At 51.8% G+C, this 26,252-nt stretch carries 22 protein-coding genes and 6 tRNA genes; 1 reads left to right on the top strand and 27 read right to left on the bottom strand.

The features are described from left to right. The 15 genes from BZG14_RS03875 to BZG14_RS03805 form a co-directional block, all read right to left on the bottom strand. A partial coding sequence (locus BZG14_RS03875) for an NADP-dependent oxidoreductase (protein ID WP_077608026.1) occupies positions 1–779 on the bottom strand: 779 nt, incomplete at its 3' end. Positions 780–962: 183 nt separating this feature from the next. Next, positions 963–2,093 carry a sodium ion-translocating decarboxylase subunit beta gene (locus tag BZG14_RS03870; protein WP_069363475.1) on the bottom strand — a complete coding sequence of 377 codons (1,131 nt, stop codon included), beginning with the start codon at positions 2,091–2,093 and terminating at the stop codon, positions 963–965. A gap of 9 nt (positions 2,094–2,102) precedes the next feature. Next, complete coding sequence (gene oadA / locus BZG14_RS03865) at positions 2,103–3,893, bottom strand: sodium-extruding oxaloacetate decarboxylase subunit alpha (protein ID WP_077608025.1); 1,791 nt, start codon at positions 3,891–3,893, stop codon at positions 2,103–2,105. Between the two features lie 32 nt (positions 3,894–3,925). Beyond that, positions 3,926–4,180 carry an OadG family transporter subunit gene (locus BZG14_RS03860; RefSeq protein WP_069363473.1) on the bottom strand — a complete coding sequence of 85 codons (255 nt, stop codon included), beginning with the start codon at positions 4,178–4,180 and terminating at the stop codon, positions 3,926–3,928. 504 nt (positions 4,181–4,684) lie between these two features. After that, a tRNA-Arg gene (locus BZG14_RS03855) sits at positions 4,685–4,761 on the bottom strand. Positions 4,762–4,788: 27 nt separating this feature from the next. Next, positions 4,789–4,865 (bottom strand) — tRNA-Arg (locus tag BZG14_RS03850). A 55-nt stretch (positions 4,866–4,920) separates the two neighbouring features. Continuing rightward, positions 4,921–4,997 (bottom strand) — tRNA-Arg (locus BZG14_RS03845). Positions 4,998–5,028: 31 nt separating this feature from the next. Further along, positions 5,029–5,121, bottom strand: a tRNA-Ser gene (locus tag BZG14_RS03840). Between the two features lie 8 nt (positions 5,122–5,129). After that, positions 5,130–5,206, bottom strand: a tRNA-Arg gene (locus tag BZG14_RS03835). Between the two features lie 23 nt (positions 5,207–5,229). After that, a tRNA-Ser gene (locus BZG14_RS03830) sits at positions 5,230–5,322 on the bottom strand. 199 nt (positions 5,323–5,521) lie between these two features. Beyond that, positions 5,522–5,719 carry a carbon storage regulator CsrA gene (gene csrA / locus BZG14_RS03825; RefSeq protein ID WP_077608024.1) on the bottom strand — a complete coding sequence of 66 codons (198 nt, stop codon included), beginning with the start codon at positions 5,717–5,719 and terminating at the stop codon, positions 5,522–5,524. 439 nt (positions 5,720–6,158) lie between these two features. Further along, entirely contained in the window at positions 6,159–8,741 is a 2,583-nt protein-coding gene (gene alaS / locus BZG14_RS03820) for an alanine--tRNA ligase (protein WP_077608023.1), read from the bottom strand. Between the two features lie 128 nt (positions 8,742–8,869). After that, positions 8,870–9,337, bottom strand: coding sequence for a regulatory protein RecX (locus BZG14_RS03815; protein WP_241824612.1), 468 nt, complete (start codon positions 9,335–9,337; stop codon positions 8,870–8,872). Next, a complete protein-coding gene (gene recA, locus BZG14_RS03810; protein ID WP_069363470.1) occupies positions 9,337–10,386 on the bottom strand; it encodes a recombinase RecA in 1,050 nt (349 codons plus the stop codon). Before recA ends, BZG14_RS03815 begins: the two co-directional genes overlap by 1 nt. A 130-nt stretch (positions 10,387–10,516) precedes the next feature. Continuing rightward, positions 10,517–11,002: a CinA family protein gene (locus BZG14_RS03805; protein ID WP_077608029.1), complete on the bottom strand. Its 486-nt coding sequence runs from the start codon at positions 11,000–11,002 to the stop codon at positions 10,517–10,519. An 87-nt stretch (positions 11,003–11,089) separates the two neighbouring features. Between BZG14_RS03805 and mutS the strand changes: the two genes are divergently transcribed. Next, positions 11,090–13,693, top strand: a complete 2,604-nt coding sequence (gene mutS / locus BZG14_RS03800; RefSeq protein WP_443508498.1) for a DNA mismatch repair protein MutS — start codon at positions 11,090–11,092, stop codon at positions 13,691–13,693. 125 nt (positions 13,694–13,818) lie between these two features. Here the strand turns inward: mutS and rpoS are convergent, their stop codons facing one another. The 12 genes from rpoS to relA all read right to left on the bottom strand — a co-directional run bounded on the left by rpoS (position 13,819) and on the right by relA (position 26,190). After that, a complete protein-coding gene (gene rpoS, locus BZG14_RS03795; RefSeq protein ID WP_077608022.1) occupies positions 13,819–14,793 on the bottom strand; it encodes an RNA polymerase sigma factor RpoS in 975 nt (324 codons plus the stop codon). A gap of 101 nt (positions 14,794–14,894) precedes the next feature. After that, entirely contained in the window at positions 14,895–15,797 is a 903-nt protein-coding gene (locus tag BZG14_RS03790; RefSeq protein ID WP_069363469.1) for a peptidoglycan DD-metalloendopeptidase family protein, read from the bottom strand. Positions 15,798–15,831: 34 nt separating this feature from the next. After that, positions 15,832–16,452 carry a protein-L-isoaspartate(D-aspartate) O-methyltransferase gene (locus BZG14_RS03785; RefSeq protein WP_069363468.1) on the bottom strand — a complete coding sequence of 207 codons (621 nt, stop codon included), beginning with the start codon at positions 16,450–16,452 and terminating at the stop codon, positions 15,832–15,834. Between the two features lie 85 nt (positions 16,453–16,537). After that, positions 16,538–17,275 (bottom strand): 5'/3'-nucleotidase SurE, encoded by a 738-nt coding sequence (gene surE, locus BZG14_RS03780; RefSeq protein WP_069363467.1) that lies wholly within the window; start codon positions 17,273–17,275, stop codon positions 16,538–16,540. Continuing rightward, positions 17,259–18,293 carry a tRNA pseudouridine(13) synthase TruD gene (gene truD, locus BZG14_RS03775; protein ID WP_077608021.1) on the bottom strand — a complete coding sequence of 345 codons (1,035 nt, stop codon included), beginning with the start codon at positions 18,291–18,293 and terminating at the stop codon, positions 17,259–17,261. Before truD ends, surE begins: the two co-directional genes overlap by 17 nt. Next, positions 18,290–18,772, bottom strand: coding sequence for a 2-C-methyl-D-erythritol 2,4-cyclodiphosphate synthase (gene ispF, locus BZG14_RS03770; protein ID WP_077608020.1), 483 nt, complete (start codon positions 18,770–18,772; stop codon positions 18,290–18,292). Before ispF ends, truD begins: the two co-directional genes overlap by 4 nt. Further along, positions 18,769–19,485, bottom strand: a complete 717-nt coding sequence (gene ispD / locus BZG14_RS03765; protein ID WP_274532383.1) for a 2-C-methyl-D-erythritol 4-phosphate cytidylyltransferase — start codon at positions 19,483–19,485, stop codon at positions 18,769–18,771. The genes ispF and ispD overlap by 4 nt, the downstream gene beginning before the upstream one ends. Before the next feature lie 42 nt (positions 19,486–19,527). After that, a complete protein-coding gene (gene ftsB, locus BZG14_RS03760; protein WP_046074097.1) occupies positions 19,528–19,806 on the bottom strand; it encodes a cell division protein FtsB in 279 nt (92 codons plus the stop codon). A 158-nt stretch (positions 19,807–19,964) separates the two neighbouring features. After that, a complete protein-coding gene (gene eno / locus BZG14_RS03755; RefSeq protein ID WP_046074096.1) occupies positions 19,965–21,263 on the bottom strand; it encodes a phosphopyruvate hydratase in 1,299 nt (432 codons plus the stop codon). A gap of 76 nt (positions 21,264–21,339) precedes the next feature. Then, entirely contained in the window at positions 21,340–22,974 is a 1,635-nt protein-coding gene (locus BZG14_RS03750; protein ID WP_077458818.1) for a CTP synthase, read from the bottom strand. A gap of 151 nt (positions 22,975–23,125) precedes the next feature. Continuing rightward, positions 23,126–23,923, bottom strand: a complete 798-nt coding sequence (mazG, locus tag BZG14_RS03745) for a nucleoside triphosphate pyrophosphohydrolase (protein ID WP_077608019.1) — start codon at positions 23,921–23,923, stop codon at positions 23,126–23,128. 50 nt (positions 23,924–23,973) lie between these two features. Next, complete coding sequence (gene relA, locus BZG14_RS03740) at positions 23,974–26,190, bottom strand: GTP diphosphokinase (protein ID WP_077608018.1); 2,217 nt, start codon at positions 26,188–26,190, stop codon at positions 23,974–23,976. Positions 26,191–26,252: the final 62 nt, after the last annotated feature.

Below are 26,252 nucleotides of genomic sequence, written 5' to 3'. Positions count from 1 at the left end.
CCTGTCGCCTTCAGCCCTCGCTCGGCAGCCGCGGAGGTAATGGTATCGCGCGTATTAGTGGGGACGGTGACAATACGCCCACCTGTTTTCAGGCCTGCTAATGCATCAATGGCGGTGTCTCCTCCCACCAAATCAATCACCAGATCAAATTCACCATTGGCGGTAGCCCAATGCGGTTGATGGTAATCGATCGGTGTCGCATCCAGTTGACGTAAAAAGGCATGATTGTTTTCAGAAGCCGTGGCAAAAACCTGGGCCCCGAGACGAACGGCTAACTGTACCGCAAGGTGCCCGACGCCGCCGGCGCCGGCTAAAATCAATACTTTTTCGTCACGCGCCAGTTTACCATGCTCAAGTGCTTGCCAAGCCGTCAGCCCTGCCAATGGCACTGCGGCGGCATCCACCATAGGCACACTCGGCGGCACGGTTGATAACAAGCCAGCATCGGCGACCACATATTGGCTGTATCCCCCGCCTTCGGTGGGAAAACCAATCATCCCAGCGACACGATCCCCCACATCAAACTTGCTTTCATTGGTGCCATTCGCCACCACTACCCCGGCAACGTCATAGCCAGGCACCCAAGGCAAATGATCGCGATTATGCTCAGCAGCCCAACCAAGCCCTGCTCGCGTTTTTGCATCAATGGGGTTAACCCCAGCCGCTTTTACTTGAATCAACACCTGCTCTTCAGAGGGCGACGGAATCGGACGATTGACCGGGGTAAGTACCTCTGGTGCACCAAATTCAGTGATTGCAAGTGAGAGATTATTCGACATATTGACTCCTTTCGCATGCCATTGTGCTTATGCTGGCGTATCTATTAATAGTATTCGCCTTGACGACGAGATAAAGCACAGAGCCATTGCAAAGCGTAAACCTCTAGTCTTAACAAAAAAAGCGGCAGACTCAATGCCTACCGCTATTTTCTTTTTATCGACTCGGTATCAAATCACTGAAGGCTAGCCGACCAAAGCCAGCAAAATCCCGGCCGCGACCGCTGAGCCCAATACGCCAGCCACATTGGGTCCCATCGCATGCATTAATAAGAAGTTATGCGGGTTGGCATCGAGTCCTACTTTGTTAACCACTCGGGCCGCCATCGGAACGGCTGATACACCGGCTGCCCCAATCAATGGGTTGATAGGATCGCGGCTAAAGCGGTTAAGGATTTTGGCCATTAATACCCCAGTTCCGGTGCCGATGCTAAATGCGACGGCGCCCAATACCAAGATCCCTAAGGTTTCAAACTGAAGAAACTTATCGGCTTCCAATTTGGAGCCTACCGCCAGACCAAGGAAAATAGTGACAATGTTGATCAGCTCATTTTGCGCCGTTCCCGATAAACGGTCTACCACGCCACACTCTCGCATCAAGTTGCCAAGACAAAACATACCAACCAGCGGGGTCGCCGAGGGCAAGAACAAGATGGTCATCATCAGCACCGCCAGCGGAAACAGGACCTTCTCTGTCTTCGACACATGACGGAGTTGCTTCATCTCAATCTTGCGTTCGCTGTCAGAGGTAAACAACTTCATGATGGGTGGCTGAATAATGGGTACCAACGCCATATAGCTATAGGCTGCGACGGCAATGGCGCCGAGCAAATCCGGTGATAATCGACTGGCGAGGAAGATAGCTGTCGGCCCATCCGCGCCCCCAATGATGGCAATGGAAGCGGCATCTTGGAGGCTAAACGCCATGCCTGGCACCAAGTTAAGTAAAATGGCCCCAAACAAGGTAGCAAAAATACCAAACTGTGCCGCGGCACCGAGCAACAAGGTGCGCGGGTTAGCGATCAGCGCGCCAAAATCGGTCATCGCCCCCACCCCCATAAAGATCAGCAGGGGGAATACGCCAGTATCAATCCCGACATGGTAGACATAGTAGAGCAGGCCGCCTGGCTCGTTAAAACCGGCATTGGGTATATTCGCCAATATGGCGCCAAAACCGATAGGTAGGAGCAACAGTGGCTCAAACCCACGTCGAATCGCCAAAAAGAGCAATAGACAGCCCACGGCAATCATTACCAACTGTGGCCACTGGAAGTTTGCCAGTCCAGTTTCCGACCACAGGATCATTAATCCTTCCATGCTGCCCTCTTATCCTAAGTGCAATAACGGCATGCCGACGGTCACGGCATCGCCTTCTTTCACTTGTACGTCTTGGACGGTGCCCGCATGGGCAGCTCGCACCTCGGTTTCCATCTTCATCGCTTCCAAAATGATCAGGACATCGCCTTCCTGGACATGCTCCCCTGGGGTGACCATTACCTTAAAAATGTTCCCTGCCAGCGGGGCCGTCACCGGCTCAAGGTTGCTTGGCGCAGCTTGAGGGGCTGGCGCACTCGTCGATACTGGCGCCTGACTCACTGGCTGAATATCACCCAGCGCCCCATCTGGCCCTACATCGACCTGATAGACCTGACCGTTAACACGCACGCTGTAGGTTTCCACGTCACCCCAGCCTGATTGCTCAGGTACGGCGGGTGCAGGTGTTGGCTCCCCGGTTGGTACTGGTTCAAACGCTTCAGGGTTACCTCGGTTTTGTAAGARTTTCCACCCCACCTGCGGGAACAGGGCATAGGTCAGCACATCATCAATGGTCTGATCCGCTAAAGTGACATTCTCGGCCGCGGCTTTGTCGGTCAGTGCTTGAGTCAGCGCGTCCATTTCCGGCTCCAGCTTATCAGCAGGGCGACAGGTGATTGCCTCTTCGCCATCTAACACGCGAGCCTGAAGTGTTGCATTAACCGGCGCGGGGGCTTTTCCATACTCCCCTTTGAGTAATGCAGCCGTCTCTTTGGTAATACTCTTGTAGCGCTCACCGGTCAGCACGTTAATCACCGATTGAGAGCCGACAATTTGCGAAGTCGGGGTGACTAAGGGGATATAGCCTAAATCTTCACGGACCCGGGGAATTTCCTCCAACACTTCGTCCATTTTGTCGGTCGCTCCCTGCTCTTTAAGCTGGCTCTCCATATTGGTCAACATGCCGCCGGGCACTTGTGCAATCAAAATACGTGAGTCGACGCCTTTAAGCTGCCCTTCAAATTGCGCGTATTTTTTACGCACGGTGCGGAAATAAGCGGCAATGGACTCAAGCTTATTCAGATCGAGGTTCGTTTCACGCTCAGTGCCTTCGAGCATCGCGACCACGGTTTCAGTCGGCGTGTGCCCGTAGGTTTGGCTCATTGAAGAAATGGCGGTATCGAGCACATCTAGGCCCGCTTCAACCGCTTTGACGGCGGTGGCCGTCGATAATCCCGTGGTGGCGTGACAATGCAAGGATAGGGGGATATCACACGCCGCTTTGATACGGCTCACCAGCTCATGGGCTTCATAAGGCTTTAGCAAACCAGACATGTCTTTAATGCACAGCGAGTGACAGCCAAGATCTTCCAACTGTTTGGCCAAGTCTGTCCAGGTGTCCATGGTGTGCACGGGACTGGTGGTATAAGAGATAGTGCCTTGCGCATGCGCACCGACTTCCACCGCCGCGCCCACCGCTGCTTGGAAGTTGCGCACATCGTTCATCGCATCAAAGATCCGGAACACATCCATGCCATTTGCATGTGCGCGCTCGACAAACTTGTGTACCACATCATCGGCGTAGTGGCGATAACCCAACAGGTTCTGACCACGCAACAGCATCTGCATCGGCGTATTTGGCATCGCTTTTTTGAGCTCTCGCAAGCGCACCCAAGGATCTTCACCCAGGTAGCGAATACAAGCATCAAAGGTCGCCCCACCCCAGGTTTCCAGTGACCAAAAACCAATTTGATCCAGCTCGGCGGCAATCGGCAACATATCGTCCAAACGCAGACGTGTGGCAAACAACGACTGATGGGCATCACGCAATACCACATCGGTAATAGCTAACGGCGTAGACATAACAAACTCCTTTTTTATATGTGCCTGGCCACTCAACGGTGACGTTGGCGGTACTGCTGAACAGCGACAGTGATCGCGGCAATCACATCCGGTGAAGGCTGCGATACGTCAGGTGCTGCTTGGGCTTTGGGCTGAGCGGCTGCTTTCGCCGCGGCAGGGGGGATAGGGTCACCAAAACGTTCCAGTTGGCGGACCAAAAAAATTAATATCGAAAGAAATACAAATACCACAACCATGCCGGTTAACATCAGCATCGTTGCCTGTTCTAAAAGCGGGCCTAAATCCATGGTTTCTTCCTTGTCACACTCACTATTGCTTACTTATAAGCAGTGATTGCCCCCATTATTATCCATTTATTTTGGTGGCAAACTCATCAACGGCGTTCAAAATACTAACAATTCGTATCAATGACAATCTGGCGATTGCGTTTTTGTTACCTCATAACGCCCACCAATGGGCATTTTTAGCCACTTCGCGATCAAACCAAACAAACTAAGTGTTTATATACAATTACCGTCAATACAGGGCCGAGAGCCACTGACGCGAGCACCGAATAAAATGGGGAACGATACCAATTTTCAGACTATCGCACTTTTGGAAAAAACCTTTTTCCTATCGTGATTATTTGTATCAACTGTCCAAACGACGCACTGAACGTGACAGACAAGCAATCAAAACGTAAAGGGAGATATAAAAGAAACGCAGAGAGACATGAAGAGGTCAACGATAACTATCGAAGCGATAGAAGTAAACGAAGGATGGTATGCGATAAGGCAGAGAAGCGAGCAAAATGGCGCGTCCGGGAGGATTCGAACCTCCGACCGCCTGGTTCGTAGCCAGGTACTCTATCCAGCTGAGCTACGGACGCGCTGACAGATTTGCTTAAGATTGAAGATGGCGCGCTCGGGAGGATTCGAACCTCCGACCGCCTGGTTCGTAGCCAGGTACTCTATCCAGCTGAGCTACGAGCGCGTGTCGTCAATCTTACGTTCATCATGAACCGTGTTGCGGGTCTTCCGTGAAGAGATGGCGCGTCCGGGAGGRTTCGAACCTCCGACCGCCTGGTTCGTAGCCAGGTACTCTATCCAGCTGAGCTACGGACGCACATCTTAATACAAGGCAGGCTTGTAAATCATGGCGGTGAGGGAGGGATTCGAACCCTCGATACGGCTACAAACCGTATACTCCCTTAGCAGGGGAGCGCCTTCAGCCACTCGGCCACCTCACCGCAAGTTATGGCGCGTCCGGGAGGATTCGAACCTCCGACCGCCTGGTTCGTAGCCAGGTACTCTATCCAGCTGAGCTACGGACGCGCATCTATCTTGCTGCAGCAACATGGCGGTGAGGGAGGGATTCGAACCCTCGATACGGCTACAAACCGTATACTCCCTTAGCAGGGGAGCGCCTTCAGCCACTCGGCCACCTCACCGTCGCTGCGGGTGCACATATTACTTTGAGCCACATATATGTCAAACACTTTTCTGGCAAAAATAGTCTTGCCACCAACAAATGGACAATTATCACCCAAAGCCCAATTCTATTGTTGGATTTATCGCCGTTTCATTCTGATTTTACGGGAAAAGCAGGGATAAAAAAGGCCGACCTTTGGTCGACCTCTTTTTGCCTTGTTAGTAGTCGCTCTGACCACCTGCAGGTGCGCCTTTTTCGGCCTGAATACGCATGTAGATCTCTTCACGATGTACCGAAACATCTTTCGGTGCATTCACACCAATACGGACTTGGTTACCTTTTACACCCAATACAGTGACAGTGACTTCATCACCAATCATCAAGGTTTCGCCCACAYGGCGAGTTAAAATCAGCATGCTTCTACTCCTTGAGTATCAATCTTTTACTTATTCAATTAGTGTCTGAGCCAGATAACCCGCCAGCGTATCGGCCCGTTACCTGTGATCGTTGGATTATTTCCCTGCTCATGATGCCAATACGGGCGCTGCCTCGCGTCCGTATTCCACACTATGGTCGATTTATCACACCATATCCAGAAAAAGGCAGAGAAATTTACTGTTTTATCATCATGCCGTTAGCCGTGGAGGCGATTGACCTGAGATAACAGTGTAAGAGAAATCTGTACGGCATTGGCTGGCGGAGCGATAAAATCTAACCAGTATCACGTCTTATGCCAGCGCATCGCTTAAGGCGTTGCACTATACAGAATCAGAAAAAAAGTGCAATTATTAATCTAGATCACAAAAAAGGGTCGCGATACGCGACCCTCTTGACTTTTTAAAAAACAAAAGCGACTTATAGTTGCTCAGCGAGCCAGGTCTCCGCGGAGGCTAACGCACTCGGCAGTGCACTCACATCACTCCCGCCGGCTTGTGCCATATCAGGACGACCACCGCCTTTGCCACCCACTTGTTGGGCGACAAGGTTGACCAGCTCACCCGCTTTTACCGTGCCGGTCAGATCTTTAGTCACCCCCGCAATCAGGCCGACTTTATCATTGGCCACGTTGCCGAGCAGCACAATGCCACTGCCCATTTGGTTTTTCAGATCATCCACCATGCTACGCAGTGCTTTGTTATCCGCACCATCAAGCTGGCTAATCAGCACTTTTACCCCGTTTAGCTCACGGACCTGATTGATCAGCCCAGCACTTTCTTGTACGGCCAGTTTCTGTTTAAGCTGCTGAATTTGTTTCTCTAACGCTTTCGCTTTGCTCTGGGCTTCGTCAAGTTTGGCTTCATAGTCAGCCTGTTGCTGATAAACGCTATCAATGGCCGCTTGCCCGGTAATGGCTTCGATGCGGCGTACACCGGCCGCGATACCCGCTTCAGAGACGATTTTAAACATGCCAATGTCGCCCGTACGCGTCGCGTGTGTCCCGCCACACAGCTCGATAGAAAAGTCACCCATGCTTAATACACGCACTTGGTCATCGTATTTCTCACCAAACAGTGCCATCGCGCCTTTTTGCTTGGCGGCTTCGATATCCATCACTTCTGTCTGCACGGGGCTATTTTCACGGATTTGTTGATTCACGATCCGCTCAACCGCTTTGAGTTCGTCAGCGGTGACCGGCTCAAGGTGTGAGAAGTCAAAACGCAACCCATCAGGCCGGACTAGCGAGCCTTTTTGCGCAATGTGCTTCCCTAGTACCTCACGCAGTGCGGCGTGCAGCAAGTGAGTCGCGGAATGATTCATCGCTACCGCGTGACGACGCGCGGCATCCACGCGAGCGGTTGCTTGTGCCCCGACACTCAGTTGCCCTTCCGACAAGCTACCGTAATGTGCAATGGCTTGCCCCACTTTCTGGGTATCCGTCACGGTAAATCGCCCTTGGTCAGTGTCAATCACCCCTGTATCACCACATTGGCCACCGGCCTCGGCATAGAAAGGCGTGTGGTCAAGGATCACCACCGCTTTATCGCCCGATACCAAGCTATCAACGGTGTCACCGTCGACAAAAATCTCAGTGATCTGGCCTGTGCCTTCTGTCCCTGTGTAACCACAAAAATCAGAGCCATGCTCCACTTTTATGGCTTGGTTGTAGTCAGTGCCAAACTGACCGGCTTCGCGCGCGCGCTGACGCTGGGCTTCCATCGCCGCTTCAAAGCCGGCTTCATCAATGCGATAACCGCGCTCACGCGCAACATCATTGGTTAAGTCTGCCGGGAAGCCGTAAGTGTCATAGAGTTTGAAGACGGTTTCACCATCTAACTCGTCACCCTTAACCTTGTCCAAGGCCTCTTCCAACATCAACATGCCACGCTCAAGCGTGCGACCAAAATTGTCTTCTTCAATCTTAAGGACTTTTTCCACCATGGTTTGCTGTGCACGCAGATCTTCACCTGCCGTCCCCATGATGGTGGCGAGAGGGCCAACCAGCTTATAGAAAAACGCCTCTTTGCTGCCAAGCTTGTTACCATGACGAACCGCACGACGAATGATTCGGCGCAACACATAGCCTCGCCCTTCGTTAGAAGGCATCACACCATCAACAATCAAATATGCACACGAGCGGATGTGGTCAGCGACTACGCGCAAAGACTGGTTAGTGAGATCTTCAACCCCAATGATGTCAGCGACTTGCTTAATCAATTGCTGGAAAACATCGATTTCATAGTTAGAGTGCACGCCCTGCTTAATTGCCGCTATGCGTTCAATCCCCATCCCGGTATCCACTGACGGCTTAGGCAGATTTTCCATGGTGCCGTCTGCTTGGCGGTTAAACTGCATAAAGACGATATTCCAGATCTCGATGAAGCGATCCCCGTCTTCTTCTGGCGTCCCTGGCGGGCCACCCCAAATATGCTCACCATGGTCATAGAAAATTTCGCTACATGGTCCGCATGGCCCAGTATCGCCCATTTGCCAGAAATTATCTGACTCGTAAGGCTTACCACCTTCTTTATCGCCGATACGCACAATGCGATCCGCTGGGACACCGATTTGCTGATGCCAAATATCAAATGCTTCGTCATCGGTTTCGTATACGGTTACCAACAGCTTTTCTTTTGGCAAGCCAATGGTTTCGGTCAAAAATGCCCATGCGTATTGAATCGCATCTTGCTTGAAGTAATCACCGAAGCTGAAATTGCCGAGCATTTCAAAGAAGGTATGGTGGCGCGCGGTAAAACCGACGTTTTCAAGGTCGTTGTGTTTGCCGCCCGCCCGCACACAACGCTGTGCTGACGTTGCACGCGTGTAGTCACGCTTTTCAACCCCTAAAAAAGTATCTTTAAACTGGTTCATCCCTGCGTTGGTGAACAAAAGCGTTGGGTCATCGGCAGGCACGAGCGACGAGCTAGGCACAATCTGGTGCCCTTTGCTTTCAAAGAACTTGAGAAACGCTGTACGGATCTCATCAGTGCTCATATACATTGGCTAATCCTGATAATCGAATATTGCGTTAGCAACCAGATATGGTCGTGACGCGATGGAAGCATGGTTTTATTTACGCCATTGTAAACAACCGATCGCGTGCGGAAAAGAGACAGAGTGGGATTGGTTTAGAAATGCGTGTCCGAATCGTCGTGACTGAGTGCGTATTGGATTTGATCAAAGTTAAAGCCACGTGACTGTAAAAAGCGCATGCGTTTGGCTTTTTCCTTTTGCTCGGCTGGCGGAAGGCGGCCATCGAGATCGGCATATTTACGCTGTGCGGTCTCTCTGGCTAGCGCATACCAGTCAACCTCTTGCTCTTGTTCGGCACGTGATAACAACTCAGTGTCGATGCCCTTTCGCTTGGCATCTTGACAAATACGTAGCCACCCATGATGTTTGCTCACACCTTGGCGCAATAAGCTAGCCGCAAAACGGGCATCATCTAACCAACCACGGKCGAGACACTCATCAAGGGTCAGCGCAATGGTGTCTTGATCAACCCCGCGTTGAGTCAGTTTTTGTTGCAGCTCGTGAACAGAATGGTCACGGCGGGCTAACAAGCCCACCGCAACGTCTTGGCACGATACGGCCATTACAGCTGATCGTCCTCGGCTTCTGCCTCCGCGTTCGCGTCGACCGCTTCGTTGTTAAGGCCAGGCTGCAGCAACATCTCGCGCAAGGTGGTGTCAATTTCTTCCGCAATGTGTGGGTTTTCTTTCAGGTATTTACATGCATTGGCTTTACCTTGGCCAATTTTATCGCCTTTGTAGCTGTACCAAGCACCGGCTTTTTCTACCAGCTTGTGTTTCACGCCCAAGTCCACTAATTCACCTTGCAAGTTAATGCCTTGGCCGTAAAGGATTTGGAACTCAGCTTGTTTGAAGGGTGCAGCAACTTTGTTTTTTACTACTTTGACGCGGGTTTCGTTCCCCACCACTTCGTCACCTTCTTTAATCGCACCTATGCGGCGAATATCCAGGCGAACCGAGGCGTAGAATTTTAACGCGTTACCCCCAGTCGTGGTTTCTGGGTTACCAAACATCACACCAATTTTCATGCGAATTTGGTTGATGAATACCATCATGGTATTGCTGTTTTTGATGTTGGCTGTGAGCTTACGCATCGCTTGTGACAACATACGCGCTTGCAGACCCATGTGTGAGTCGCCCATCTCGCCTTCAATCTCAGCTTTAGGTGTCAATGCCGCTACCGAGTCAATGACGATCATATCGACAGCGCCCGAGCGTGTCAGGGCATCGGCAATTTCCAACGCTTGCTCACCGGTATCTGGCTGAGAGACCAAAAGGTTATCGATGTCGACACCCAGCTTGCGCGCATAAATAGGGTCAAGGGCATGCTCAGCGTCGATAAAGGCACAGGTCTTTCCCATTTTTTGTGCTTCGGCAATCGCTTCTAGCGTCAGCGTCGTTTTACCTGATGACTCTGGGCCATAGATTTCGATAATACGACCAAAAGGCAACCCGCCGGCACCTAGGGCAATATCGAGAGACAAAGAGCCGGTCGATACGGTTTCGATGTCCATGGTGCGGTCATCACCCAGACGCATGATTGAGCCTTTGCCAAATTGCTTTTCGATTTGCCCGAGTGCGGCTGCGAGCGCCTTTTCTTTGTTATCGTCCATTTCAGTCTCCAGGAAATAAACCGCTATCTATGCGATGAAAGCTATCAGTCATTGGGGCTAAGTATACTGTCCATACATACAGTGTCTAGCCCTGTATAGAAAAAATCTCTGTGGTGCGACACGTCTCCAGTTACGGGGACAAGCGCCTTAAAGCATGGGACAACACATGCGCGACCGTTTGTTCACGAACCGCGCGCCTATCCCCCTCAAAATGACAGACTTCTGTGTCAATTTCGCCACCATGCCAAGCCCATGCGCACCACACGGTACCCACAGGTTTATCAGCACTCCCTCCCGATGGGCCAGCCACGCCACTCACGGCAATCGCCAAGTCTGCTTCTGATTCTTGGCGCGCACCTTCCGCCATCGCCATCACCACAGGTTCACTCACCGCGCCATATTGTGCTAATAGGTCATCTGGTACGTGCACTTGTTGGTGTTTGGCTGGATTGCTGTAGGTCACCCATGCTTGCTGAAACCATTGCGAGCTTCCTGGCACGTCCGTCAAGCAGTAAGCGATACCGCCCCCGGTGCAAGACTCTGCGGTGGTCACTGTCAGCCCTGCATCCAATAAGGCATCGCCGAGTTGCTTTGCTAGCGAGAATAACTGTTCCACCATGCGCTCCTTTTGTTGAAGGGGAAGAAACCGGTACCGCAACTTTACCCTTTGCCGTACGATCACGTATTCTACCTACCCTTTTCAATGTTCCATTTTGCAGGTCTAGTCGTGACAGTACAAGCGCTCGAAAAGCACACCCCGATGATGCAACAGTACCTCAAACTCAAAGCGCAGCACCCTGAAGAGCTGCTGTTCTACCGCATGGGGGATTTTTACGAACTCTTTTACGACGATGCCAAACGCGCCTCTCAGCTTTTAGATATATCGCTGACTAAGCGCGGCAGCTCAGGCGGTGAGCCGATCCCCATGGCGGGTGTGCCCTTTCATGCCGTGGAGGGGTATTTAGCGAAGTTAGTGCAATTGGGCGAGCCGGTGGCGATTTGTGAGCAAATTGGCGATCCGGCTACCAGTAAAGGCCCGGTTGAGCGCCAGGTGGYGCGAATCGTCACCCCCGGCACAGTATCCGATGAAGCGCTGCTTAGCGAGCGGGTTGATAATTTGGTTGCCGCACTGACTTGTGATAACGAGCAGTTTGGCTTCGCCACCTTAGATATTACCTCGGGGCGATTTGTGCTGACCGAGCCTGCTACCTACGAGCAAATGCAAGCCGAGCTGCAACGCACGCAACCGGCTGAGCTGCTTTATCCAGAAGACTTTCCCTACCCTGATTTACTCGCAGCGAGCCGCGGCGCAAGGCGCCGACCCATTTGGGAATTCGATCTCGACACCGCTCGCAGTCAACTGACCAGTCAATTTAGCACCCGCGATTTAGTCGGCTTTGGCGTGGAAGACTGCGTGCTGGGGCTCAGTGCCGCCGGCTGTGTATTACAATACGCCAAAGAAACCCAGCGCACTGCGCTTCCCCATATTCGTGCCATCATCAAAGATCAGCAAGACACCTCTGTGGTGTTGGACGCCGCGACACGACGTAATTTAGAGATCACCCAAAACCTCGCTGGCGGCACCGACAACACCCTGGCTGACGTTTTGGATCGCACGACAACGCCAATGGGCAGTCGCTTACTGAAACGCTGGCTGCATCAACCCCTGCGCGACCCTCAAGTGCTCAACCAACGTTTGGATGCGATCGGCGCGCTGCTTGATAGTGGCCTATACACAGACTTAAGCGCCGCACTCAAACCGGTTGGCGACATTGAGCGCGTACTGGCTCGCTTGGCGATGCGCTCTGCTCGCCCCCGCGATATGGCAAGGCTGCGCACCGCATTAGCGCAGCTGCCTGAGATACAGACGCTGCTCACCGAGCTAGATCACCGTGCGTTTTGCGATTACCAAACGGCCACCACACCGATGCCAGAGCTGCAAGATTTGCTCACCCGCGCGGTGGTCGAGAACCCGCCGGTAGTGATCCGTGATGGCGGCGTGATTGCGCCAGGGTACAACGCGGAACTGGATGAATGGCGCGACTTATCGGAAGGCGCATCACGCTACTTAGAAGAACTCGAAACCCGCGAGCGCGAGCAATATGGCATCGATACCCTGAAGGTGGGTTATAACCAGGTGCACGGCTTTTACATTCAAATCAGCCGCGCGCAAAGTGACCGAGTACCTGCACATTATATCCGCCGGCAAACGCTTAAAAATGCAGAGCGTTACATTATCCCCGAATTAAAAGAGCACGAAGATAAGGTCTTAAGCTCTCGGTCCAACGCATTAGCGTTAGAGAAACGGTTGTGGGAAGAGTTATTTGATTTATTACTGCCACATTTGGCCCAACTGCAACATGCCTCTGAGGCATTGTCTGGGCTGGATGTGCTGTGTAATCTTGCTGAACGCGCTGAGACGCTCAATTACCATCGCCCAGTGCTTACCGACAAACCGGGCATCGATATCGAAGCGGGCCGCCACCCAGTGGTAGAGCAAGTCATGAGTGACCCCTTTATCCCTAACCCCATCGCCTTAAGCCCTGCGCGGCGGATGTTGATCATTACCGGGCCGAATATGGGGGGTAAATCCACGTATATGCGCCAGACGGCGTTGATCACCTTGCTGAGCCATATTGGTGCGTATGTGCCCGCAGATCGCGCGACTATTGGGCCTGTAGATCGGATTTTTACCCGTATCGGCGCCTCTGACGATCTCGCTTCCGGCCGCTCAACCTTTATGGTGGAAATGACGGAAACCGCCAATATTCTCCATAACGCGACGGCAAACAGCTTGGTGTTAATGGACGAAATTGGCCGCGGTACCAGTACCTACGATGGTTTGTCTTTAGCATGGGCCAGTGCGGAATGGCTGGCAGAGAAAATTCATGCAATGACCTTGTTTGCCACCCATTATTTCGAACTCACCGAACTGCCAGGGCAAATGGAAGGCTTGGTGAATGTGCACCTTGATGCCATGGAGCATGGCGATGACATTGCGTTTATGCACGCTGTGCAGGAAGGCGCAGCCAGTAAGTCTTATGGCCTAGCCGTCGCGAGTCTCGCGGGGGTTCCCAAGCCGGTAATACGGCGTGCTAAGCATAAACTGGCACAACTCGAGCAAAGCGGCCAACATACCATTCATGCTAAACAAACGGTCGGTGATCCAGCGCCCGCTCAGCTCGCCTTACTGCCTGAGCCTAGCGAACTGGATAACGCGGTCGATGCCTTAAACCCCGATGAGATGACCCCACGGCAAGCCTTAGACGCCCTCTATGCGCTCAAGGCGTTACAGCAATCTCGCTAATCGACCACGCCATCATCCTGTGAGCGTCATGCCAGCCAATAAAAAGGGACAGCCATCGCTGTCCCTTCATTAGTGTCTATGACTGTGATGCTCGCTCTATGACTGATGCGACATTAACAGGCTGATTATTGCTCTACGTTAAAGAGCGATTCGATGCTCAGCCCTTGATGCGTCAGCATGTCGCGCAGGCGGCGTAACCCTTCCACCTGGRTTTGACGTACCCGCTCGCGGGTTAGGCCAATCTCACGTCCCACATCTTCCAGCGTTGATGCTTCATGACCGAGAAGCCCGAAACGCCGTGACAATACTTCGCGTTGTTTTGGGTTAAGCTCTTGTAGCCACTGGACAATCGACTTTTTCATGTCATCGTCTTGTGTGGTGTACTCTGGGCCGTCTTGCTTCTCATCTGGAATGATGTCTAGCAAGGCTTTTTCCGAATCACCGCCAATGGGATTATCCACGGAGCCAATACGCTCGTTGAGACGAAGCATCCGATTCACATCTTCTACCGGCTTATCGAGCTGCGCCGCGATGTCTTCAGCGGTCGGTTCATGGTCAAGCTTTTGTGCCAGCTCGCGCGCGGTTCGCAGGTACACGTTCAGCTCTTTGACGACGTGAATCGGCAGACGAATGGTGCGCGTTTGGTTCATGATGGCACGTTCAATGGTTTGACGAATCCACCAGGTTGCGTAGGTTGAAAAGCGGAAGCCGCGTTCAGGGTCAAACTTCTCCACCGCACGAATCAAGCCAAGATTTCCTTCTTCGACCAAAYCGAGCAGCGCTAAACCACGATTAGAATAGCGACGTGAAATTTTCACCACCAAGCGAAGGTTACTCTCAATCATACGCTTGCGAGCAACCTCGTCACCGCGCAACGCTCGGCGCGCATAGAGCACTTCTTCTTCAGCGGTAAGCAACGGTGAAAAGCCAATTTCGCTGAGGTAGAGTTGGGTGGCATCAGAGGCCTTTGAAGTGGCCGCTTGTTGCTGTACTGCCTCTTCGACTTCTTCGAGCACCTCGTCAGCTTGTGCTTCCACGGTGTCGAATTCAACGTCTTGGTTCAAGCCGTCCAGTTTCTTTGCGGTATTTGTTTGGCTCATAGCGCCTCCCTAATGACGTAGCAGCTAAGCAGAACTCATTTCTGCTTATACCGGCCCCGTCACATTGGTGGCTGCGGCGATATCACCTTGGTTACCCTGTGCTACCGCTTTGGCAGATAATGTAACGGATTGACCGATTTTCCTTTGTAGCGAATTTCAAAATGCAACCGAACACTGTTTGCACCAGAACTGCCCATGGAAGCTATTTTCTGCCCCTTTTTGACAGCTTGGCCTTCTGAAACATAAAACGAATCGTTGTGCGCGTACGCACTTAGATAATCATCATTGTGTTTCACTATTATTAACTTACCGTAACCTCGAAGTGCGCTTCCGGCGTAAACGACTTTTCCATCTGCCGCTGCCTGAATGCCCTGTCCTCGTTGTCCAGCAATATCTATGCCCTTATTGCCTCGCTCTGTGCTAGAAAATCGGGACACCATTCGGCCTCTGGATGGCCATTGCCAGCTAATCTGTTGGTTAGATGCGCTAGCGGTCCGCTTGTTAACAGCTTGTTTACTTTTGTCTTTAGGTTGACTGTACCTCGACGATGACCCCGATTCAACGCTTTTTGTGCGTTCACTCGCGGTTTTTGACTTCTTTTTTTCCTCGAATTTGCTAGATTTAGCGCCTTTTCTAGAAGAAGATGCTGCCACGCTCGCGCTTGCAGCTGACGCCGTGGCAGAGGCCACATTTGTCGCGCCTGATGTGGATTGAGCCACGTCAGGACGTTGATAGGCGGGCTTCCACAGCGCCAGTGTCTGCCCGGGATAAATGGTATAGGGGGGCTGTAGATTATTGTGTTCGATGATGTCGTCGATATCACGATCCGTGATATAAGCGATATAGTAGAGGGTATCGCCCTTCTTAACTTCGTAATAGCTGCCGCGATAGCTGCCTCTATCGACGCTGGTATAGTCGGGTGTCACGCTGGATACCGGCGCCGGCCCTCGCCAAGAGCAACCAGATATAACCACTAGCAGTGAAAGAAAAAGCGCGATTTTCATCTGTTTTTAAACACAGCTCCATCTCTGAGACAGTTTATGCCAGCTCACCTGCCACCAGGGGAACAAACTTAACCGATTCAACCGTCTCGGTGTGAAAAGTGGTGCCTTGGCGAGTGACGCGCATCAATGTTTGCTCATCATCACCAATCGGAATCAAGATCACGCCGCCGTCATTAAGCTGATCGCACAAGGCATCGGGCACGTGCGCCGCGGCTGCCGTTACCATGATCGCATCATAGGGGCCCTTCGACGGCCACCCTTGCCAACCATCTCCATGTTTTGTCGAGACATTATAAATATCTAGCTGCTTTAAGCGCCGTTTGGCTAGCATTTGTAGTGGCTTGATCCGCTCGACAGAATAAACATGATCCACCAAGTTAGCGAGGACCGCCGTTTGATAACCGGATCCGGTGCCAATTTCCAAAATGCGACTATCGCGTCGCAAATTGAGCAATGATGTCATCTTAGCCACGATATAAGGTTGTGAAATAGTTTGTCCCCACCCAATGGGTAACGCATTGTTTCCATAAGCTTGGTGGGTCATGGCTTCAGAGACAAATAAATGCCGAGGCACAGCCTGCATGGCGTTTAGCACATGGGTGTCAGTCACACCTTGTTGCTGCAAAAATTGAATAAGTGATTGCGCTTGACTCAACGTCTGCTTCCTTTATCACTGAGTATAAGTCTATTGAAACGGCCGCCGCCTCAATGCGGCTCACCAACGATGGCGTATCTGCCGACTACTCGCTTAACCATTGTGAAAACACGCCCAGGGTATCATGCGCGGTTAAGTCTACCTGCAGTGGTGTTATAGAAACGTATTGCGCCGCAATGGCGTGAAAATCGGTTCCTGGTCCTGCATCTTGGGTTTGACCGGGCGCACCGACCCAGTATATCGGTTTGCCCCGCGGATCGCTTTGTTTTATCACGTCTTCGGCATGATGACGGGCGCCAAGACGTGTCACTTTCCACCCCTCTAGGCTATCGATTGGCACATCGGGCACATTAATATTAATGAGGCGGTGACTGGGCGCAGCATGGCGCTGGTTCTTGGCTAAGAATTGTTTCACGACGTGCGCAGCTGTCTCAAAGTGTTGGTGACCACATAGTGAGACCGCAATAGCTGGCGCGCCCAGGAAAAAGCCCTCTGTCGCCGCGGCCACTGTCCCCGAGTAAAGCACATCATCACCGAGGTTAGCACCATGGTTAATCCCAGTGATCACAAAGTCAGGCTCCCAGGGCACTAATTGCCGTAGCGCCAAATGCACCGAGTCTGTGGGGGTCCCCTGAACCGCATAACGCTGCGGTGCGAGTTCGCGCACGCGCAAGGGGTTTTCTAATGTGAGTGAATTTGACGCGCCTGAGCAGTTGCGATCAGGCGCGGCCACCACCACATCTGCAATGGTCGATAACGCCTCGGTCAAGGTTTGGATCCCTTGGGCGTGATAACCGTCGTCGTTACTAATCAATATTCGCATTGTGCTCTCCTTGTGGGGTCGCGACGACTAACTCTCGCATCACCGCGGTGGCAAATGCGCCCGCGGGTAAAAAGAAACGCACGGTTAAGGTGTCAGCATCGTGTGTCCAGGTCATCGCTTGCGGCAGTAAACACAGCACACGACGGTCATGACGCATGCGATTATCACGGATCACGCCTAATAGCTCAGGCTCTTTGTCGACCACCGCTTGCTCAAAGTCCTGTGCTTGCCCCTCGGTGGGTAACGCATTGTCACCCGTTAAAGGGCCGGTAATGCCAGGCTGATGACGGCCTTCTTGCTCAACCAAGTAGGTTTGCTGTTGTTCATCGAGACATAGGTCGCCGCTCAGGGTAGAGGAAAAGACGCCCGCTTCTATCCGTGCAGACAACACCTGATTAAACAGCAACGACCGGGCTGCTGAGAGATAAAAGCTGCGCTTGCTCTTGTCACGGACTTTTATTTCTCCACGCCCCCAGGCGCGCGCCATCTCGACATTATTGCCATCACGACCAAAGCGCTGCGCACCAAAGTAATTGGGCACGCCCTGCTTTGTGATAGCCTCTAGCCGCGGCACTAAAGCCTGTGGCGACGCCAGATCACGAATACAGAGCGTGAACTGATTGCCGGTCAGATCGCCAGGACGCAATTTATGCTGATGCCGGGCTGTCCCTTCAATGCTCACAACGCCTGGATGATTTTGAACAAACGCCGCTAAGTCCGGATCCGCTTTGCCTGGCAGATGAACACTGAACCATTGCTCAGTCACGGCGTGACGATCTTTAAGGCCCGCCCAGCTCACTTGCCGCGAGCTAACCCCACAGGCTTTTGCCAGCTCATTGGCGACGTATTTGGTATTTTCACCACGCTTTTTAATCCGCACTAAAAAGTGCTCACCTTGACCTGATGGGGTGAAACCCAGGGATTCTGAGACAATAAAATCGTCCGGTGACGCTTTTAACGTTCCTGACTGTGTCGGTTGGCCATGTAAGTAAGCCAAGGGCGCGAGTAAGTCTGTCATACGGCCTCTTTGTTTAATAGCACCACCGCCTCACAGGCAATGCCTTCTTTGCGTCCGGTAAACCCCAAACGCTCTGAGGTGGTGGCTTTGACGTTAACCGCATCCACCGTCACACACAAATCACTGGCGATGGTTTCACGCATGGCGTCGATATGTGGGCCCATTTTAGGCGCTTGCGCGATGATAGTGATATCTGCATTGCCCAAGCGATAGCCTTTGTCTTGTACTTTGCGGTAAACGTCGCGCAGCAGCATACGGCTGTCGGCGCCTTTCCACTCATCACTGGTGTCTGGGAAATGCTGGCCAATGTCACCGGCAGCAATCGCGCCCAACAGGGCATCACACAGTGCATGAAGCGCCACATCACCGTCTGAGTGCGCGATCAAACCTTGCGCATAAGGGACACTGACCCCGCCGATAATGACAGGGCCATCACCACCAAATTTGTGTACATCAAACCCATGTCCAATTCGAATCATGATTTGCCTTCTTGTTGTGAAAGGTAAAACTCGGCCAACCACTTATCCTCAGGGTGGGTGACTTTTATGTTGCTGGCACTGGCAGGGACCAGCACAGGCTTCCCCCCAAGCGCTTCAACGGCAGATGCTTCGTCAGTCACCTGATCGCCTGCCACATTAAGTGCCTGGATTAGCGTTTGGGTTAAAAACATTTGTGGGGTCAATGCATGCCAAAGCGCCTCTCGCTCGACAGTGTGAGCCACCTGCCCTTGCGCGTCCGCACGCTTCATGGTGTCTCTAACCGGCGCCGCGAGTAAGGCGCCATCCGGGTGAGATTGCGCCTGTCTAATCAAGGCGTCGATATCGGCATGCGACACACAAGGGCGTGCGGCATCATGCACCATCACCCATTGCGTATTGACCACATCGAGTCCAGCTTGCACCGACGCGGCACGCGTCGCTCCACCCAAGACCACACGCACATTGGGACGCTCACTCAAGCGAGTGTGCGCAAWGTAGCTATCGTCCGCACCAATGGCGATGATCACGTCAGCCACGGCAGGGTGAGAGAGTAAACGCTCAACGGTATGCTCAATCAACATTTTGCCGGCTAGAGGGAGGTATTGTTTCGGGCAGCTAGCTTGCATCCTGCTGCCGACACCTGCGGCAGGGACCACGGCGCTTATTCCGGGTTGTAAAGCGGTGTTGTGCTGCAAAGGGGGTTGTTCGACCACAAGTTATCTTCTTTGGTTGTACCGCCAGTCAACGGCTGTCAGTTACTGGGATTTATCGACTAATCGGAAAAATGTCTCGTCCGGCTTTATCATGCCCAGCTCATTGCGTGCGCGCTCTTCAATCGCTTCTTGCCCACGCTTCAAATCCGCAATTTCTGCGTACATTTGCTGGTTACGCTTAACGAGTTTTTGGTTGGCTTGTTGCTGTACGGCGACATTGGCTTCAATTTGCCAATAGTCTGTCACGCCATTTTTACCCAGCCACAGTTCGTACTGCAGCCACACGAGCGTGAGAAACAGTGCAACCGATAGCAGCCTCATACCTGTACTCCTTCCAATATCGGCTCAGGGTATTCACACCCTGATTGACTAACCGCATAGGCTAGCGGATCCGCTGGCTGGTGTCATGGTTTTCCTAAATGAAAAAAGCCGCCCCGTTAAACGGGACGGCTTTTTGGCAAAAAGTGCTTAAGTGCCGATTATTGGCCTTTCACTTCTTTTAGACCATTAAATGGTGCTTTTTCACCCAGCGCGTCTTCAATACGGATTAGCTGGTTGTACTTAGCCACACGATCAGAACGGCTCATCGAACCGGTTTTGATTTGGCCTGCAGCCGTACCAACCGCCAAGTCAGCGATAGTGGCGTCTTCTGTTTCACCTGAACGGTGAGAGATCACGGCTGTGTAGCCTGCGTCTTTCGCCATCTTGATCGCCGCCAGCGTTTCGGTCAGAGAACCGATCTGGTTGAACTTGATCAGGATAGAGTTCGCCACACCTTTGTCGATACCTTCTTTGAGGATCTTGGTGTTGGTTACGAACAGGTCATCACCCACTAGCTGAAGTTTATCACCCAGCAGTTCAGTTTGGTGCTTAAAGCCATCCCAATCTGACTCGTCTAGGCCATCTTCGATAGACACGATTGGGTATTCTTCAGCCAGTTTTGCCAAGTAATGGTTAAACTCTTCTGAAGAGAAGGTTTTACCTTCACCTTTCATGTTGTAGATGCCTTGCTCTTTGTCATAGAACTCAGACGCCGCACAGTCCATCGCAAGAGTGATGTCTTTACCCAGCTCGTAGCCCGCTTGCTCAACCGCTTCTTTAATCGCAGCCAGTGCAGCAGCGTTTGATTCTAGGTTCGGTGCAAAACCACCTTCGTCACCCACGGCAGTGCTTAGGCCTTTGGCTTTCAGTACTTTTGCGAGGTTGTGGAATACTTCCGCACCAATGCGCAGTGCTTCTTTCAGGGTTTTCGCACCCACAGGCTGGATCATGAACTCTTGGATATCAACGTTGTTATCCGCGTGCTCACCACCGTTAAGGATGTTCATCATTGGCAGAGGCATTGAGAACTGACCGGCTGTGCCGTTGAGTTCAGCAATGTGCTCAAACAAAGGCATGCCTTTCGCCGCCGCGGCTGCTTTCGCGTTAGCCAGAGACACCGCCAAGATAGCGTTGGCACCGAATTTAGACTTGTTATCGGTACCGTCGAGATCGATCATCACTTGGTCGATATCGGCTTGGGCTTTCGCATCTTTGCCTTGTAGGGCTTCGGCGATTGGACCGTTAACCGCTTCAATCGCTTTTAGAACGCCTTTACCCATGAAACGTGACTTGTCACCATCACGCAGTTCTAGCGCTTCGCGAGAACCCGTTGATGCACCTGAAGGTGCTGCCGCCATACCGACGAAGCCACCTTCTAGATGGACTTCTGCTTCAACGGTTGGGTTACCGCGTGAATCAATGATTTCACGGCCTAGAACTTTAACGATCTTAGACATTGTGATTCCTCTCGTCTGTCATTGTTTTTAAAAATAAAAGCAGCTGCCCATTTTCAGGCGACCGCTCGAATCTCGTTTATAGCTCACCGCGCTGTTTTTTGCCTGCCGCCGCAACGAATCCGGCAAACAGTGGGTGGCCATCACGTGGTGTCGACGTGAACTCTGGGTGGAACTGGCACGCAACAAACCAAGGGTGCTCAGGGTTTTCAATGATTTCCACCAGCTTTTTATCCGCAGACAGGCCTGAGATTGACAGCCCCGCTTTTTCTAGCTGCGGACGCAATAAGTTGTTAACTTCATAACGGTGGCGATGACGCTCGTGGATTTGCGTGTTGCCATAAAGCTGATGGGCTTTAGAGCCTTCGGCAAGGTGGCAAAGTTGAGCACCAAGGCGCATGGTACCGCCAAGATCAGAGGTTTCACTGCGCTCTTCCACTTTCCCTTCTTCATCGACCCACTCAGTGATCAGTCCCACCACCGGGTATTTGCTCTCTTTGTTAAACTCGGTCGAGTTTGCCCCTTCCATCCCCGCGACATTACGCGCGTATTCAATCAGAGCGACTTGCATACCGAGGCAGATACCCAAGTAAGGCAGTTTGTTTTCACGGGCATATTGTGCTGCCAGGATTTTACCTTCCACACCTCGGTCACCAAATCCACCGGGTACCAAGATAGCATCCAAATCTTGCAGCATTTCTGAGCCGCGTGTTTCAAGATCTTGCGAGTCTACATACTTGATGTTGACGGTGAGACGGTTTTTCAACCCACCGTGTTTCAAGGCTTCGTTGACGGACTTATACGCATCCGGCAGCTCGATGTATTTGCCCACCATACCAATGGTCACTTCGCCCATAGGATTGGCTTCTTCGTAGCTAACTTGCTCCCACTCTGACAGGTCAGCTTCCGCCGCTTCAATGCCAAAACGATTACAAACCAGATCATCCAGGCCTTGAGAGCGAATAAGTGATGGGATTTTGTAGATAGAATCTACGTCTTTCATGGTGATCACGGCTTTTTCTGCCACATTACAGAACAGCGCAATTTTTGCGCGCTCATTAGCCGGGATCGGACGCTCACTACGACATACCAGCACATCAGGCTGGATACCAATTGAGAGTAGTTCTTTTACCGAATGCTGAGTCGGCTTGGTTTTCACTTCACCTGCTGCCGCCAGATAAGGCACCAGAGTCAGGTGCATAAACATCGCACGCTCGCGGCCAACCTCAACCGTCAGCTGGCGAATCGCTTCCAAAAATGGCAGCGACTCTATATCACCGACGGTACCGCCGATTTCCACAATCGCAATATCGTGACCTTCACCACCGGCGATGATGCGGTCTTTGATTGAATTGGTGATGTGCGGAATCACCTGAATGGTAGCTCCCAGGTAATCTCCACGGCGCTCTTTGCGCAGTACATCCGCATACACACGACCAGAGGTAAAGTTATTACGCTTGGTCATTTTGGTGCGAATAAAGCGCTCATAGTGACCGAGGTCAAGGTCGGTCTCTGCGCCGTCTTCCGTGACGAATACTTCCCCGTGCTGGGTAGGGCTCATTGTCCCTGGATCCACGTTAATATAAGGGTCGAGTTTCATGATGGTGACGTTGAGGCCACGCGCTTCAAGAATGGCTGCTAATGAGGCTGCAGCAATACCCTTACCGAGGGAGGATACAACACCGCCCGTAACAAAAATGTAGTTCGTCGTCATGCTAAACCTGAGAGTTGGATTTAGAGGAAATTAATGAAGTTCTGGACGGGATATTATGATACCAGACCCCACTGACTCCCACAATGTGAAAGCTACCACACACCCTGGTGTTTTTAATTGTCACAAATCAATTATGCCAATTACAGGATATTTACTTATTCGCCTTTTTGACGGCCTGCCATGCCGATTCTAGTTCATCTAGCTGACATTGTTGAATATTTTTTTCATTATCACGTAAGTGCTTTTCAACACCACGAAAGCGAGCTTCAAACTTTTGGTTGGCACGGCGTAGGGCTTGCTCGGCATCTGTCCCTAGGTGGCGAGCCAAATTTACCACCGCGAATAACAAATCCCCGACTTCTTCATCCACACGCGCCTGATCAACAGAGGCTTGCGCCAGTTCTTGCTCAACCTCTGCAATCTCTTCCTGCACTTTATCTATCACAGGGGCCACCGTCGGCCAATCAAAGCCCACTCGTGCACAACGCTTTTGCAATTTGTACGCTCTTGTTAAAGCGGGTAGTCCTTGAGTCACCCCATCCAGCACACTTTGCGGTTGCATAGAGGCTGCGCTCTCGGCGCGCTCTTTCGCTTTGATACCTTCCCAATCTGGTGCCATTAAAGGCTTTCCCTGCGCATCTTTGGGACCAAAAACATGAGGATGACGACGGATGAGTTTGTCGCAAATGCCACGCACCACATCCTCAAAGTCAAATTGGTTTTTTTCCCGCCCCAATTGACTGTAGAACACAATTTGAAAAAGTAAGTCACCTAGCTCATCTTTTAGGTCTGACCAGTTTTCACGCTCAATCGCATCCGCGACTTCATACGCTTCTTCTAAGGTATGCGGCACGATGGTGTCAGCAGTTTGCGCCCTATCCCACTCACAGCCGTTGTCTGGATCACGTAAGGTGGTCATGATGGTCAGTAATTGCTCGATGGCTGCCATGAAAGTGTTCCTTCTAAAAAAACGCCCTGTCGAGACAGGGCGAGAAATAATTAGCGAAGACGTTTAGCCTCAACTACGTCTTTCACTTGTTCAAGCCGGTTAACCACGCGGCTCAGGGTGTCGAGATCGGAGATTTCCAAATCAAAATCCATGATAGACATTTGCTTTTTATAATCCACGCGACTTTGCATGCCCGCTACGCGTGCTTTCTCATTGCTCAACACGGTATTAATATCTTTCACCAACCCGGTGCGCTCATTGGCAGATAAGCGGATACGCACATGATATTGGCCAATGTGCCCTTTGCCCCAAACCGTGGCAATAATGCGCTCGGGCGCGTGGTGACTCAGTTCGTTGAGTTGCTCACAGTCAGCGCGGTGCACAGAAATGCCTCGCCCTTGAGTAACAAAACCTTTGATCTCATCACCCGGTAGTGGCTGACAACAACGCGCCAAGTGAGTCATGAGGTTATCGACCCCTTCAACCACCACTGCATCACGGTGTGCCTTGCCCGTATTCGGCTTTTGCTCGCTTTGTTGTAGTTTTTCTAATAGCTGCTGCTCTTCTTCTTCCAAGCTTGGCTTGTTAATCAGGCCATTGATATGGTTAACCACCTGATTAATGCGCAAATCGCCGCTACCTATCCCAGCGTACAATTCATCTAAGGTATTCACGTTAAAGCGTTTTAGCGCCAAGTTTGCATCTTTACTGGTACCGCCAATTTTTTGTAGCTCGGTATCCAAGATCTCTTTACCCGCGGCAATGTTCTTATCTTTATCTTGTTTGCGGAACCAGGCATTAATTTTGGCACGTGCCCGGCTGGAATTCACAAAGCCGTGGCTGGGATTTAGCCAATCTCGCGAGGGGTTGGGCTCTTTTTGGGTAATGATCTCTACCTGATCGCCCATTTGAAGGTGATAGGTGAACGGAACAATACGCCCTTCCACTTTGGCACCGATACACCGATGCCCGACCTCGGAGTGAATATGGTAAGCAAAATCCAACGGTGTGGCACCGCTGGGCAAGTCCACCACATCACCGCGCGGAGTAAAGGCATAGACGCGATCGTCAAACACTTGGCTGCGCAGCTCATCGAGCATTTCACCCGAGTCTGACATTTCTTCTTGCCATGCTAACAGTTTACGCAGCCAGGTAATTTTCTCGTCGTACCCACTGCGCCCACTGGCCGCCCCTTCTTTGTACTTCCAGTGTGCCGCAACCCCAAGCTCTGCATCATCGTGCATTTGCTTGGTGCGGATTTGAATTTCTACCGGTTTACCTTCCGGCCCTAACACTACGGTATGGATGGATTGATAACCATTCGGTTTCGGATTAGCGACGTAGTCATCAAACTCTTTGGGTAGATGGCGGAATTTGGTGTGCACCGCCCCCAATGCGGCGTAACAGTCTTGTAGCTCTTCAGCGATGATGCGTACCGCACGCACGTCAAACAACTCGTCAAATTGCAGGTTCTTTTTCTGCATTTTGCGCCAAATACTGTAAATGTGTTTGGGGCGGCCATAGACTTGCGCATTAATGTTGGACGCTTCCATCGCCTGCTGAAGATCTGCTACAAAGGCGGTGATGTAGTTCTCACGGTCAATCCGTCGTTCCGCGAGTTGCTTGGCGATTTGTTTGTAGGTTTGCGCATGCTGGTAACGGAACGCGTAGTCTTCCAACTCCCACTTTAACTGGCCAATCCCTAACCGGTTGGCTAAAGGGGCGTAGATGTTCGCACTTTCTTTTGCCGCTTGTTGGCGAACCGATTCCGAGGCATCTTTCACCTCACGCAAGTAACAGATACGCTCCGCCAGTTTTATTACCACGCAGCGAAAATCTTCCACCATCGACAACAGCATACGCCTAACATTGTCGACCTGAGACGAGGTTGCTTCTGTCTCGGTTTGGGTATTTAAGTGACGGATAGCGGCCGTCTGTTGCACCCCTTCAATCAGGGAAACAATCGACGTCGAATAGGTGTCAGCAAGGGTCTCTAGACTGACGAGCTTGGCTTCCACCACGGGAAAAAACAGGGCAGCCAACAAGGTATCGGCATCCATACTTAAGGTGACGAGAATTTCGATCATCTCTCGGCCACGCCACAATGGTTGGCTGAGATCTGACTCCTCCTCGCTCAATGCTCGGCAGTATTGGTAAGCATCCACCAGCGCTTGGGTGGTCGATGCGTCTTGCCCTAACCGCTTTACCCAAGTGCTGAGTTCAAACGCTTCGTTTTCATGTAGGTGGGCTTCTCGTACCGCAACCATAACCGTTCCTATCCTTATCTCTCAAACTGACCAGAGAGGCGTATCCGTATCGATCGGCCACA

The organism is Salinivibrio sp. IB282, from assembly GCF_001995685.1.
Classification (GTDB): domain Bacteria; phylum Pseudomonadota; class Gammaproteobacteria; order Enterobacterales; family Vibrionaceae; genus Salinivibrio; species Salinivibrio kushneri.
This window is presented reverse-complemented; position numbering and strand designations above follow the sequence as displayed.